This is a genomic window from Streptomyces sp. NPDC042364, assembly GCF_056437585.1.
In genome coordinates this window covers 319,729-332,816 of the sequence record NZ_JBWKAJ010000009.1, presented here as the reverse complement: position 1 = coordinate 332,816, position 13,088 = coordinate 319,729, and the positions used below count along the sequence as shown (strand labels likewise).

The 13,088-nt window shown below is 69.1% G+C and carries 11 protein-coding genes; 6 read left to right on the top strand and 5 right to left on the bottom strand.

Translation table 11 applies throughout. The annotated features are described in order from the left end of the window. Nucleotides 1-20: 20 nt before the first annotated feature. The 5 genes from AC067N_RS20790 to AC067N_RS20770 all read left to right on the top strand — a co-directional run bounded on the left by AC067N_RS20790 (nucleotide 21) and on the right by AC067N_RS20770 (nucleotide 7,244). Nucleotides 21-1,544 (top strand): radical SAM protein, encoded by a 1,524-nt coding sequence (locus tag AC067N_RS20790; RefSeq protein ID WP_478680354.1) that lies wholly within the window; start codon nucleotides 21-23, stop codon nucleotides 1,542-1,544. Continuing rightward, complete coding sequence (locus tag AC067N_RS20785) at nucleotides 1,510-4,083, top strand: CHAT domain-containing protein (protein WP_478680353.1); 2,574 nt, start codon at nucleotides 1,510-1,512, stop codon at nucleotides 4,081-4,083. The genes AC067N_RS20790 and AC067N_RS20785 overlap by 35 nt, the downstream gene beginning before the upstream one ends. An 11-nt stretch (nucleotides 4,084-4,094) precedes the next feature. Then, nucleotides 4,095-4,574 carry an NUDIX hydrolase gene (locus AC067N_RS20780; protein WP_478680352.1) on the top strand — a complete coding sequence of 160 codons (480 nt, stop codon included), beginning with the start codon at nucleotides 4,095-4,097 and terminating at the stop codon, nucleotides 4,572-4,574. 34 nt (nucleotides 4,575-4,608) lie between these two features. Beyond that, nucleotides 4,609-5,484, top strand: a complete 876-nt coding sequence (locus tag AC067N_RS20775) for a carbohydrate kinase family protein (RefSeq protein WP_478680351.1) — start codon at nucleotides 4,609-4,611, stop codon at nucleotides 5,482-5,484. A 539-nt stretch (nucleotides 5,485-6,023) separates the two neighbouring features. Next, nucleotides 6,024-7,244 (top strand): YncE family protein, encoded by a 1,221-nt coding sequence (locus tag AC067N_RS20770; RefSeq protein WP_478680350.1) that lies wholly within the window; start codon nucleotides 6,024-6,026, stop codon nucleotides 7,242-7,244. A 13-nt stretch (nucleotides 7,245-7,257) separates the two neighbouring features. Here AC067N_RS20770 and AC067N_RS20765 read toward each other — a convergent pair whose 3' ends face one another. After that, nucleotides 7,258-7,890, bottom strand: coding sequence for an N-acetyltransferase family protein (locus tag AC067N_RS20765; RefSeq protein ID WP_478680349.1), 633 nt, complete (start codon nucleotides 7,888-7,890; stop codon nucleotides 7,258-7,260). Between the two features lie 217 nt (nucleotides 7,891-8,107). Between AC067N_RS20765 and AC067N_RS20760 the strand changes: the two genes are divergently transcribed. Further along, on the top strand, nucleotides 8,108-8,320 hold the full coding sequence (locus AC067N_RS20760) for an EF-hand domain-containing protein (protein WP_478680348.1): 213 nt from the start codon (nucleotides 8,108-8,110) through the stop codon (nucleotides 8,318-8,320). A 93-nt stretch (nucleotides 8,321-8,413) separates the two neighbouring features. Here the strand turns inward: AC067N_RS20760 and AC067N_RS20755 are convergent, their stop codons facing one another. From AC067N_RS20755 to AC067N_RS20740, 4 genes are all read right to left on the bottom strand, one after another. Beyond that, the gene (locus tag AC067N_RS20755) at nucleotides 8,414-9,925 is read right to left on the bottom strand and encodes an NADase-type glycan-binding domain-containing protein (RefSeq protein ID WP_478680347.1); all 1,512 of its coding nucleotides are present in this window, start codon (nucleotides 9,923-9,925) and stop codon (nucleotides 8,414-8,416) included. After that, nucleotides 9,922-10,479, bottom strand: coding sequence for a phage tail protein (locus AC067N_RS20750; protein WP_478680346.1), 558 nt, complete (start codon nucleotides 10,477-10,479; stop codon nucleotides 9,922-9,924). The genes AC067N_RS20755 and AC067N_RS20750 overlap by 4 nt, the downstream gene beginning before the upstream one ends. Nucleotides 10,480-10,654: 175 nt before the next feature. Continuing rightward, nucleotides 10,655-12,613, bottom strand: a complete 1,959-nt coding sequence (locus tag AC067N_RS20745; protein ID WP_478680345.1) for a putative baseplate assembly protein — start codon at nucleotides 12,611-12,613, stop codon at nucleotides 10,655-10,657. Continuing rightward, entirely contained in the window at nucleotides 12,613-13,047 is a 435-nt protein-coding gene (locus AC067N_RS20740) for a GPW/gp25 family protein (protein ID WP_478680344.1), read from the bottom strand. Before AC067N_RS20740 ends, AC067N_RS20745 begins: the two co-directional genes overlap by 1 nt. Nucleotides 13,048-13,088 lie beyond the last annotated feature (41 nt).

Here is a 13,088-nt window from a genome sequence, read left to right as displayed (position 1 = left end):
GGACGCGCACGCTGTCCGAGGTGCAACTGGCCGTTGGTCAAGCGTTGACTTCTCGTCGTTGTGTGCTGGCGCTCGAGAGGGCGAGGGTGCCGGCCCGGGTGGATGCGTTGTCCGGTGCCGTGCACGGGGCACTGTCTCGTGAGTTGTCGGGTGCTGCCTTGCCTGACGTCGGCTCGGGCGTGGCGCTGCCCATGACGGTGAAGGGCAGCAGCAGTCTGGTGCTGTTGTCCGCTACCGATGGGCGGGTGCGCGGTCATGGGGCGGTTCCCGTGCCAGGTGGGCGCTTTGTTCATGGGCCGGACAACATGGTTTTCGGGCGATGGAACGCGTTGGTTGCGGTATCGCCTGCCGCGTCTTGGCGTGTCATTCCGGCCCACGGGGGTGAGTTCATTCCGGGCAAGCTGGACGATCACGTGGAGCGGTTGCAGGCGGTAGCTCGGGGGGAGACCCGGGGGCCCATTCAGGTTGATTTTGATGTGAGCATGGCATGCCCCTCCGCGTGCTCGTTTTGCTTCTCCGCTCCATATCGTTCGACGCGCAGTGACGGGCGTCTCCTGGATGGCAGTCTTCTGCTGGCCCTGATCAGGCAGTGGGCGGAGGACGGTGTTCGCGTGGTGCGCTTCGATGGCGGGGGCGACCCTCTGACGCACCCGCAGCTGCCGACAGCCTTGGATCTGTGTTCCGAGATGGGTCTGCGCACTGCTGTGCTGACGGCCGGTGACCTTTTGTCAGAAGCGTTGCTGCCGACCCTGGTCGCGGCCCGAACGTATCTGCGCGTGAGTTTGAATGCGGCGTCGGAGGAGACACGGCGGGCGTTGCACGGTCAGCGACCCGGGCGCGGGGGGCTGGCGGCGATTTTGCGGGTGATTGATGTTCTGGTGCGGATGCGGGGCAAGGAGTGGGGGCCGGCGGCGGGTTCTGTGATGCCTTTGGGGGCGACATCGATGATCCATCCGGCTAACGTTGACGAAGTCGCCCCTTTGGCCAAAATGGCGCGCGATTCCGGTTTTGACCACCTTTCATTGCGAGTCATTCTGGGGAGAGACCACAGGGTGGCGTTCTCCGGCGAGCAGATTGCCTCGCTGAAGGAACAGTTCGCAGAAATTCGGCGCAGCGTGGCGAGTGAGCACTTCCAAGTGTTCTTACCGACACGTGACCTGACGGACACCGGCTACGTTCCCAGCCGCTATTTCACTGTGTGTCGTGCTTCCACTCACCGTGCTGTAGTGGAGGTGGGCAGGGCATCCGACCGGGCCGCTGTGGTGCCGTGTGGCCGCTACCGCGGCGAAGGCTACCGTGCCCAGGAAGTCGGCGCGCGCAGGGTGATGTTCGGTGAACTGGACGGGAAGACAACACTGGCCGGGTTACACACGAGCGCGGAAGGCCGCATGTTGGCTGCTGAGTTCCCGCAGCGGTGCGGTGACTGCATCGACCGCTCGGTCAACACAGCTCTGGAAGGCATGACCGAGTTCCTGCAGGAGTCACCAGGAGCGCAGTTCCATCCGTTCCATGCCGACGCGCTGGGAGATGATGCCTGTGCGTGACTACCTCGACTTCCGAGTGGAAATCTTCCCCGTGCATGCTGCCGAGTGGGCAGTGCACGCCTCATGCCCGCTGGGAGAGACGCGCAACACGACGGCCGTGCCGATCGACCGGGAGCGGATCGACCAGCTGGTGGCCGAGCTTGATGCCCGCGAAATCAGCGCCGGCGCGTGCTTTGAGCTGGGGACGCTGCTGGGGAGTTTGCTGCTGCCCGGTGAAGTCCTCGATCTCTTCCGGGCCGCGTTTCCGGCTGACTCTGACACGGGCCAGGGGATCCGCTTGAGGTTGGTCATTCGTGACAGCTGGGCTGCAAGCCTGCCGTGGGAACTGGCCCATGTGCCGCTGAAAGCTGTCGAGGAGAGCACCCCTTACCTGGCTGTTCATCCAGCGGTGTCCATCCTGAGGCATGAAGCCATTCCTGCTCCCCAGCCGATGCTGGCGGCAAGTGAAGGCGCCCTGCGCGTGCTGTGCGCCAGCGCTCGCCGCTTACCAGGCCTGGACGCGCTCAACGCGAGTGACCTGACAGGCCCCAGCCTGAACGGACTGGCAGGACTGCATATCGAGCACCTGCCGGACCCGGTGTCATTGGCCCCGTTGGAAGAAGCCCTGTGCTCTCCCTGGGACGTCTTTCACTTTGCCGGTCATTCGCTGCGCCGTCCGCGCCTGGACGGGACGGAGATGGTAGGTCTGGCGATCGCCGACGAGCGTGGAGAGAACGCGCTGCTCTCGGCAGATCGTCTGGCCGTTCTGCTGCAGGCCGCGAAAGTAAAGATCGCTGTCCTTGGCACTTGCAACCCCAATCAGGAACTCGGCGAGCACCGGCTTTCCCTGGGGACGCTTCTCGTTGAAGCGGGCATCCCGGCTGTGCTCGTCATGCAGTTCCCTGTAGAAGACGCCCACGCGAGCGCTTTCAGCCACGGCTTCTACCATGCACTGGCTTCAGGGGCGTCCCTGGACGAGTCCGTCACTGAGGGCCGGCGCAAGGTTCTGGGACTGGGCATCCTCACCGACTGGGCGGCTCCGGTCATGTTCTGCCGTTCTGCCCAAAACACGTTCTTCACCGGCCACAGGGAGCAGCTGAGCGGCCACACGCCCTCCTACCGGGCAGGAAACGGAGGCATGCGGCTCGCGGACGACACGCAGATCTGGGAGGTGCTCCGCAATCTATGCGATCAGTGGGAGCCGTCCGCCTCTGTTGATGAACGGAGAGAGATTACCCGGCTCACCACGATACGGCGGGCTGAAGCAGGCCAGAACGACGCTCTGGTAGCCGCTCTGGTCAAAGTCCTTGGAGAGGCGTATCCCGCGGCTGTTCCGGAGGATGAGGTGCGGGTGAAGCTCAGTCTGCCGGACCGGCGACGACTGACGGCACTGGTGAGGGAGGCGAATCAAAAACTGGCAGAGGATAACCGGAATGAGCTGTCGCGGTTCGTCATCTCGGGACCCAAGTCGACTGCACAGTCCTACTGCCTGCAGCGCCGCCCCATAGCCGATCTGATCGAGCGTTCCCCTACCGCACACGCCAAGCTTGATTACCACCTGCGGCTCGCATTCGGGCTCTACGACGTGGGCGACTACAAACAGAGCACAGCCAATCTCATCGACAGGCTGGATTCTTCTCACCGCAACAATGGCCTGCTGACCGTCCCGGAACATGCACTGCTCTTCTACTACCTATCGAAGTCCCTTTTGAAGCTCAATCGGTACGAGGAACTCCTCGCAGTCCTCGAGGGCCCCTACCGGAAACTTTCACACAGCGTGCTGGCCGACCTCGAGGTAGAACGGCTGCACGTCGCCGGCGTGCGCCACCGCCAGCTCGGTGAACTCTCTCCCGCGCAGACATGCTTCGAGCGCGCCATCGGCATGCTGAAGGGCACTCCGGAGACGGCTCAAGAACCCGCCGCACTCTGCAGCCTGGGCGACAGTTGGGTCCTTCTCGCCCAGTGCCGACTGCAGCAGGCACTGGACCGCTCCGTGCCGCTGATCGTCCGAGAAGCTGCTCTGGTCTCCGCCCAGGACGCTCTGCAGAACGCAGCCGTCCAGTTCACCGAGCTCCGCAAACTCACGGGCACTGGCACCCACTACGAGGGACGCCTCAACGGCACACAAGCCTTCGCAACCCTCGTAGCCAGCTTGATCAGTGCAGACTCCGTGACCGTGGCCATGTGGGACCAGGCGCAGCGCTTCGCAGAAGCGGGCTTCAAACCGGAGCGGGACCGCAAGCCCTTCGGCATCGTGGCCGGTAAGTTCGCGCTCAGCAGCGTCCTGCTCGCCTACGCGCGCTGGCATTGCCTGGCCAGAGGCGGTTCCGGCAGCAGCCAAGCCAGGGACTGCATCTCCCGGGCTCTCGAGCTCCTCAAATCATTGCGCACCGACCAGATGGAAGGAAAGCGAATCCACTTGGGACCCCGATTTGAGATACCCAGGATCGAACTCGCCACGCGCACCGCTGGCGAACTTGCGGCACACCCAGACATAAGCAACATCAAATTATGGGACGACATGGCCTCACGTGAGGCTGTCTGGAGCCCCCTGGTATGAGAAGAGGACTTATGTTCCAGCACCCAGGGCTGAAGATGAAGCACACACCCGTCACAAAGGAGAGTTATAGCCTGTACATGGCCGCAGCCTTCGCGTTCATCTTTTCACCAGACGGGAAACTCCTGCTCCTGAAGGAGGATGAGAAGAAGCGCAAGTACATGTGGGACCTCCCGGGAGGCACCCTCAACAACCGGGAAGAGCCGCTGCACGGCCTGCACCGTGAAGTGTGGGAAGAAACTGGCCTCCATATCAACCTGCTGTCGCAGGCGTGCTGGCTCAAGTGGGACCTCCACGACAGCGGAAATCCGATCCTTGTCGCCTTCTACCTCGCAACCACCAGTACCCCCCACGTCACCGTCTCGGAAGAGCACACGGCCTACCGGTGGGTCACATCCTCGGAATACTTCGACGAACACCTCAAAGTCTCCGCAGAGGAACCCATCGTGATGGACTGCTTCAACCGCTACCGAGAACTCACTGCGCATGGGTAAACCACGCCCGGCCCACGTCACCGTCCTTGGTGACGTGAACCTCGAAGTCACTGGCACGATGAACCAGCGCTTCCGAGATCTCACCACCAGTCAACTGATCTCCGCACCGCTGACCGTTCGGGTCGGAGGAACGGCCGCCAACTTCGCCATAGCGGCAGCCTCCCGCTTCGAAAAAGTCCGTCTCCTGGGCGCCATAGGAACCGACCGGCAGGGCAAATGGATCGAATCGTCACTGCGCTCACTCGGCATCGATACGCGGTTACATCGCAGCCAAGATCACCCGACCGGGACGGTCCTTGCCATCCGCGAAGGAGGCACCAACCAGGGCAGTCGACTCATGATTGCAAGCCCCCACAGCGCCAATGACACTCTTACCAAAGCCCATCTGCAGCAGCACAAGGACTGCCTGGACGTTCATATACTCGTCGCAGACGGTTACAGTCTTCTGCGCGAACCGCGGCGCTCCACTGTTCTATCGGCCATGAAACGCGCACGAACCGCCGGCGCCCAGGTGATCCTCGATCTCGTACCACACCACGTGCACCAGCTCATCAATCGCGTGGAGCTGCAAACCTGGCTGAAGCACGTCTCCATCATCGTCACCGAAGTCCTGACGGCCCGCGCACTGCTCCACCTACAACCACATAACGAAACAGCAGACATCCATGACGCCATCGAGACAGCCGTACATCTGGACCGCGCATTCCCTGGGCGGTCCCTGATGTTGCGCTTCGGCGCTCACAACATCGACGAATCGCTCGTATGGCGCTCCGCCGACCGCTGGGTCCACCGTCACACAGGCTTCACCCAGGCAGCGACAACGCATGGCTTCGGCGACCGACTCACTGCCGAAGAGGTGTCACGCTACTTCGCCGACTGCTTGCTGGAACAAGCCTGTGAACCACGATGACGAGCAACACCGGTGGCTCGGCATCGCCGTATACCGGCTCAGGCCTGGGTGCGGCACTGACACGCACCGGCCTCGCCGGCACCCCTGCCGACATAGCCCTCGCTCTGCTCATCGATCTGGCGGTCGGCACGCACGCTCCGTCTTCACCGCGGCCCCCCCCTCGCCATCGAACTGCAGCCGACCGCAAGGTGCCGAGGGCAACACACCCGACCCGGCGCCCCGGTCCCCGCCGTCAGGATCGAGGAACCGGCGTTGGTTGGTGCCCAGGCGCGCCGGCCACCGGCCTACGGTGCGCTCGCTGATCTGTGCTCCCTGAAGGGCCCGAGTGCGAAGGACTGACCGCCGAACAGCTCGTCGCCCTGGTCGACGCGGACGAATAGGGCCGGCGCAGCACATCGTGCTCTTGGATCGTCCCAGACGCCCCAACCCACACCCGGCCAGTTTGCCCAAAGGCATAGGGTCACGCCCCCGTGGCCGCGGATCTCCGCCGAACGGGCCAATCGCCGGAAAACGTGCTGGACTTCCCTATAAAGGTGCGGGTGACCACGCTCCGCGCCTCCCTCATGCAGCGCCACCTCGTCCAGCGCGCCGTTCTCGCGGTGGCCGCTCTCGCCGCCGTGGCCGCGTGCGGCGGCGGGACCGGGACCGACGAGCGGGAACAGCGGATCCGGGCCGACCGGGCCACCGCCGAAGCCGGCGAGCGGAAGGAGGAACAGCGGCCCGCGGTACAGGGTCTGCGGGGCATGCCGCCCGTCCTCGACCCCGAGGACGTGTACGCCGCCGACCGCCCCGGCCGGCTCTCCCCGGTCGTCAAGGACTTCCCGTCGCGGGTGTACGTCCCCAACAGCGAGTCCGACACCGTCTCCGTCATCGACCCCAGGACGTACGAGATCGTCGAGACCATCCCGGTGGGTCGCCAGCCCCAGCACGTCGTGCCGTCCTGGGACCTGAAGACCCTGTGGGTCAACAACAACCGGGGCCACACCCTCACTCCCATCGACCCCAGGACCGGCAAGGCGGGCGAGCCCGTCGAGGTGCACGACCCGTACAACCTCTACTTCACCCCGAACGGCGAGTACGCCGTCGTGATGGCCTCCCTCGACCGTGAACTCGTCTTCCGCGACCCGCACACCATGAAGCGGGTCAGGACCGAACCGGTCAGCTGCTACGGCGTCAACCACGCCGACTTCTCGCTCGACGGCAAGTACTTCATCGTCTCCTGCGAGTTCAGCGGCGAACTGCTGAAGGTCGACACCGAGAAGATGAAGGTGATCGGGCAACAGAAGCTGCCCTTCGAGGGCGCCATGCCGCAGGACGTGAAGATCTCGCCCGACGGCAAGCGGTTCTACATCGCCGACATGATGGCCCACGGCATGTGGGTCCTCGACGGCGACACCTTCGACGAGCCGGAGCTGCTGCCCACCGGCAAGGGCTGCCACGGCCTGTACGTCGGCCGCGACTCCCGCGAGATGTACATCTCCAACCGCGGCGAGGGCACCGTCTCCGTCTTCGACTTCACCAGGAACGAGCTCACCGGGAAGTGGCACCTCCCCGACGGCGGCAGCCCCGACATGGGCGGTGTCTCCGCCGACGGCAAGGTCCTGTGGCTCTCCGGCCGCTACGACTCCGAGGTGTACGCCATCGACACCCGCAGCGGTAAACAGCTCGCCCGTATCCCCGTGGGCAGCGGCCCGCACGGCCTCGCCGTGTATCCGCAGCCCGGCCGCTACTCCCTCGGCCACACGGGCGTCTTCCGGTGACACACGACAGCCCTCAGGGGCTCAGCAGGACCTCCGAGCCCACCGGCAGGAATCCGGCCGCCTGGAACGCCCGCAGACTGCGGGCGTTGCCCGCCGACACCTGGGCCCACACCGGCTCACCCCCGCTCAGCTGCCGCGCCGCCCGCGCCAGGGCCCGGCCGAGCCCCCGGTGCCGTCCTTCCTCGGCCACCTCGACCGCGGCCTCCAGCCGCCCCGCGACCCCGCGCCCGAGGACCAGTAGGCCGCCCCGGGCCGTCCACACCCGCACGCCGTCGCGCCGCCCGCGGGAACTCACCACCCTCGGGTGGCCGGTATCGGTGATCTCCTCCAGCGGCAGCGCCGGCGTACCCGGCAGCGGCGCGCCCACGGTCATCACGTCGATCGTGTCGCTGCGGCGTCCCGTGCGGTCCAGCAGAGCGGTGAGGAACCGCGCGTTCATGGATGCGCTCAGCGCGTCGCAGTCGAGCGCCGCCAGCGTCGCGTGCACCCACGCCGGGTCCTCGTCCGTGGCGACGACCGTGTGCGCGGTGAACGCGAAGACGCCGGCGTCCCGATGGGAGGGCTGCGGCACGACCGTCGTCCGGCCGTCCGGGGGCGGGAAGACACCCCGGGCCGCCCCGTCGAGAATGTCCCGCAACGTCTCCATCACCACTCCTTGAGTCTCCACCCGCTGGAAGGCCCAGACTCCCAGACATGATCGACGACGGCACCGGCCTTCTCGCCGTCGGACAGCTCGCCCGCCGCTCCGGCCTGACCGTCCGCAAGCCTGGGTGGTCGCCGCACTGCGCGCTCGGCCCGCCGGATAATCTGGGCCCGCCAACGATGGCTGTATCGCATGAAGAGCACGACGAAGGGGCGGACCGGTGGCGGACATCGAGGAAGCACGCAAGCAGTTCCAGCGGATCGACACGAACGGTGACGGTTTCATCACCTCCGCCGAGTTGAAGACCGCCCTGGCCCAGGAGGGCGACTGGAACGTCACCGAGGCGGTGGCCGAGGCCATCATCAAGAGCCGCGACCTCAACGGCGACAAGCTCCTGTCGTTCGACGAGTTCTGGACGTACCTCGACAAGTGACGTGCCCTGACGCAGGGGGCGCCCGCCGCACACCGCGGCGGGCGCCCCCTGCGCCATACCGGCCGGTCCCCCTCCGGACCTCCCGGCCGACGGTCAGGTGTTGCTGTTGGAGCGGCCGAAGAACTCTATCTCGGCGATGGACACCTGCTTCTTGTCGTCGGCGCCGTAGGCGGAGCGCAGGATGAAGCGGACGGCGATGACCTCGCCGACGCGGAACTTGCGCCGCTGGCCGCCGGCCCCCTGGTCGAGGTTGATGATCCTGGTGCTCTTCGAGCCGTCGGCGGCGGTGATCACGGCCTCGATGCGGTGCGGGCGGGCCGACTGCGACAGCTGGTCCACCTTGGTCGAGACGCCGGGTGTGATGACCACGTCCAGCAGCCGCGTCGGATGGTCGAACCGGGCCTCCAGCCACTCCCCTTCGCCGGACTGGGTGACACCCGGGCCCCACCAGGTGTTGCTGAGCTGGTCGAAGGCGAGCCGGGCGCCGTGGTCCGGGTACGAGCGGGACGCCTTCACCCGGTCCGGGCCGATCGGGGCGCGCTTGGCGAAGTGGTCCCGGGTCGCCTGGATGCCGTCGTCCACCTGGAAGGCGAGGGTGACGAGCAGGGCGAGCACCAGGGCGCCGACGACCCAGTTCACGACCCGGCCGAAGCCGCGCCGCAGCCGGGGGCGGTCACCCGCCCAGGGGGCCTGAGCGCCCCCGGGGTTGAGCATCCGCCGCCACCAGGGCTGCCGGCCCGGTACCTCCGCCCGGCCCGCCATCGGCATGGCGCACCGCCCGCAGAAGTGCCGGTCCGGCCGGTTGGGGGTCGCGCACCAGGGGCAGGGCACGCCGCCCTCGGTGCCGGTCTCCGGGCCGGGGGTCCGCACCTGGGGCCGCTGCGGGGCGGGCCGGCCCGGCAACACGGGTGCGACGGCCGGTTCCGCCGCGGGGCGGGGCGCCGGATCGGCGACGGGGACGAGGAGGGAGCGGGCCCGGTCGGCGGGGGTGGGCGCGGGATCGGGTGAGGGCGAGGGGGGAGGAGCCGGGGCCGCCGGGGAGTCGGGGGCGGGCAGGGGGGTGGTGGAGTCGTCGGTGTGCGGGTCGTGGGGTGGCGTGCCGGGTTCGGGGGCGGAGGGCGACGGGGCGGGCGCGGCGGGGGTGGTTGACGCCGCGGTGGGTGCGGTGGGCGCGGGGCCCGGTTCCGTGGTCGGCGCCGTGGGGTCCGGGTCCGTGGTGGGCGCGGCCGTTGCGGTGCGGGCCGGACGGGGGGAGTCGGGGCGCTGCGGGGCGCCTCGGGTGGCCGGTCCGGCGGGGGCCGGCGCCACGTCGTGGGCCGTGCGGGCGGTGCCCGTGCCCGCGCCCGGGCGGGCGAACGCGTCCCAGGCCGGTTCGCCGTCGGCCGTGGGGCGTCCGCCGTCCGCCGTGCGGTGTTCGCCGTCCGCCGGTGCCGGGGCCCGGTCGGGTGTGCGGTCGGTGTCCTGGTGGGCCGGGGCGCCTTCGGTGGTGCCGGACCAGCCGAGTACCGCGCCGCAGGCGTCGCAGAAGGACTGGCCGGGCTCCCCGCGGGTGCCGCACTCGGCGCAGCCGCGGGCACGGTCCGTGTCGGGGGTCTGGCTGGTCATGTCTCGGGCGTCCTTTCGGCGGCGGTCACGTGGACCGTGTAGGGCATGTGGGCGGGGCGGGCGGCGGCCACGAGGGCGTCCAGCCGGTGCTCGTCCGCGCGGGTCGGGTTCGGCAGTCGCAGGGTCACGCGCAGATGGGGGCGGCGGTCGCCGGGTACCGGGCCCAGGGGGCGGGCGTCCCAGGCGGCCCCGCCGCTCTCGGTGATCTCCGGTTCCACGCCGAACACCAGGCGTACGGCCTCGGACAGGCCGCGGCGGGTGCCCCGTACCCGGTGCAGATACGCGGCGGCCGCGACGGCCGCGCGCAGCCGGGCCTCCGGTTCCGTGCCGTCGGTCTCGGCGCCGACCCAGCCGGCCAGCCACCGGGTGAAGTCGACCGGGGCGAGGGCGGGCGTGAAGTAGGAGTCCAGGTTGTCGAGGACGGCCAGGATGGGGGCGAGGACCTCGTCCAGGCCCGCGACGAAGCGCTGGGCGAGGTCGTCGTCGGCGAAGACGGCGGGGAGCATGTGGCCGATGGGGGAGGACGAGCCGAGGCCGTCTATGGAGCCCCTCATACGCGGTCGCCTCTCGCCTCTGCCGCCCGCGCCGCCCCGGGCGAAGGGGCGCAGGGACGGGTGCGGCGCCGAAGCCGCAGCTCGCGCCCGCGGGGTGGAGCCGCGCATGGCGCGGCCCCGCGCCGCTCCCGGGGCCGCGCCCCGATGCCGGGCGGGCCCCAGTGGTCGAGATCCCTCACGGCTTGTCCCCGATCACCCGGACGCGGTGGTCGAACGAGAAGACCAGGGACGGGGGGCTGAGGTCGATGCGGTCGGTGGGGTCGCCCCGTTTGCCGGTCAGCGGGTCCGCGGGATGGAGCCGGACCTCGTCGACGAGTTCGACGCCGGGCACCCGTTGGAGGACGGCGAAGACCTCCCCGGACTGGACGGGACGGCCGAACGGCCAGCCCCGGCCGTCGGCGCCGCCGGTCAGGGGGTCGAGGTGGCGGTAGAGGGCGTCATGGGCCTGCCGGCGGACCCGGTCGGTGTCGGCGCCCCGGAAGGCGTGCAGCGTGGCGACGACCGTGACGCCCTGGTAGAACGGCGGCCCCACGGCCAACCGGGTCCCGATCAGGCGGCGTTCGTCGAGGTGGCGGGTGATCCGGCGCAACAGCGCGTCGCCGGGGACGAGTTGCTCGAAGCGCAGTCGGCCGCCGGGGTCGGGCACGGCCTGCGGGACCACGAGGACCCGTACCGCGTAAGCCCCGTGCTCGCCCTCCTCGCCCTCCAGACAGGTGATGCGGGCCGTCTCGGGGGCGGCGCGGCGCGCGAGTTCCTCGTAGTCGCGCAGGGTGACCGCGCGTTCCTGGGCGCGCAGGGTGATGGGCGCCCGGACCTTCGCCTCCTCCACCGTCTCGCCGTCGACTCCGCCGCGCGCGGCCTCCCGGTTGACGACCTCGGAGACGTACGGGATGGAGGTGCGCAGCACCTGTACGGCACCCCGGGCGACGTTGCCGGCGCGGCCGCCGCCGGTGCGGTAGCGGCGGGCACGGATGACGGCGCCCTTGGGGGCCACGGCCCCGTACTGGCGCAGGGAGCCGTCGGGTTCGCGGACCGCCGGGCCGAAGGCGATCTCGCCGGTGGCGGCGTCGAGGGTGATGTGCCGGTCGTACGGGGTGGACGCGGCGAAGGAGGGCACGACGTCCCAGTCGGTCCAGCCCTCGTGCTCGGCGGTCTGCAGCAGCACCGGCGGGGTGTCGCCGACCACGGGCGCGTGGGCCAGCCGCAGCCGCTGGCCGGGCAGCCCCGTGGACTCGCCGAGCGCCTCGTCGTACACCGTCTCGGCGTGCACGGCCGTGGTGGTGCCGCCGAGGGTGAACGCCTCGGCGGCGCGCACGGTCGGGGAGGTGGTGTAGAAGGGCTGGCCGGCCAGCGGCTCGGTGACCCGGCAGCGCAGCCAGCCTGCCTCCTGGCCGCCGGTGCGGGACAGGGTGTGGCCGCCGGGCACGTGCAGGACGACCGCGCCGGGCCGGTTCAGACCGCCCGTGCCGTCCCGGTCGACCTCGCACTCGGCCCAGCCGTCCTCCGTCCACGCCTCCCACACCAGCGGCGGCTGGCGGGGGTCCACACCGACGCCGTCGACGCGGCTGTCCAGCTCCAGCGCGACCGCGCACGACGGGATCGCGGCGCTCAGACCGAGCAGCATGCAGTCGCCGGGCCGCGGGGCCTCCGCGAAGCACATCAGGTCCTTGCCCTCCGCGAGGTCGGCGGTCCGGTCGGCGACCGGCTCACCGCTCTGCTGCACCACGAGATGCCGCAACGCGCACGGCACCACGGTCAGTTCGCGCTCGGTCGCGAAGACCACGGCCTCCTCGCTCTCGGTGCGCACGGTCGCGACCTCGGTGCCGACGGGCACCGGGACCGGCTCCTCCTGCGGTGCGGAGAGCCAGAACGTGACCTCCGTACGGGCGGCGGACGGCGGGAAGAGCGTGATGCCCACCAGGTCCAGGAAGGCGAGGTGGTTCTTCTCCGGCACCCGGTTGAGCCGGTAGACGATCTGGTCGGCCATGTGGGCCACCGTCTCCACGAGGGTGACACCGGGGTCGGAGACGTTGTGGTCGGTCCACTCCGGGGCGCGCTGCTGGATGTAGCGCTTGGCGTCGTCGACGAACTGCTGGAAGCGGCGGTCGTCGAGGTTGGGGGAGGGCAGGGCCATCAGCGGTCGCTTTCGGGAGCCCCGGACGTCAGGTCCGGCTCGTCGTGGGAGGGGATGACATAGAACGGGAAGACGAGGCTGCGCGGGTTGTTGGTGCCGCGGATCGCGTAGCGGACGTCGATGAAGAGCACGCCCTGTTCCGCGCCGGCGGTCACCTCCACCTCGCTGACCTCGATGCGCGGCTCCCAGCGGTCGAGGCTCGCGTACACCTCGTGCTGGATACGGCCGGCGGTGGCCTCGTTGACCGGGGCGAACACCAGGTCGTGGATGGCGCAGCCGAACTCCGGGCGCATCGGCCGCTCACCGGGCGCGGTGGCGAGGATGAGCCGGATGGCCTCCTCGATCTCGCGCTCCCCGCTGACCAGGGCGATGCCTCCGGTCGGCCCGATGCGCAGCGGGAACGCCCAGCCGGACCCGACGAACTGCTCGGCCATCTGCGGGCCGGCCTCCCTTCCTGACGTACGTGTGTGTCCGC

What these genes read in the sequence shown, in the direction of transcription:
- AC067N_RS20785 (WP_478680353.1), top strand. Translation starts at nt 1,510, where the DNA reads ATGCCGACGCGCTGGGAGATGATGCCTGTGCGTGACTACCTCGACTTC.
- AC067N_RS20780 (WP_478680352.1), top strand. Translation starts at nt 4,095, where the DNA reads ATGTTCCAGCACCCAGGGCTGAAGATGAAGCACACACCCGTCACAAAG.
- AC067N_RS20765 (WP_478680349.1), bottom strand. Translation starts at nt 7,890, where the DNA reads ATGGAGACGTTGCGGGACATTCTCGACGGGGCGGCCCGGGGTGTCTTC.
- AC067N_RS20755 (WP_478680347.1), bottom strand. Translation starts at nt 9,925, where the DNA reads ATGACCAGCCAGACCCCCGACACGGACCGTGCCCGCGGCTGCGCCGAG.
- AC067N_RS20750 (WP_478680346.1), bottom strand. Translation starts at nt 10,479, where the DNA reads ATGAGGGGCTCCATAGACGGCCTCGGCTCGTCCTCCCCCATCGGCCAC.
- AC067N_RS20745 (WP_478680345.1), bottom strand. Translation starts at nt 12,613, where the DNA reads ATGGCCCTGCCCTCCCCCAACCTCGACGACCGCCGCTTCCAGCAGTTC.
- AC067N_RS20740 (WP_478680344.1), bottom strand. Translation starts at nt 13,047, where the DNA reads ATGGCCGAGCAGTTCGTCGGGTCCGGCTGGGCGTTCCCGCTGCGCATC.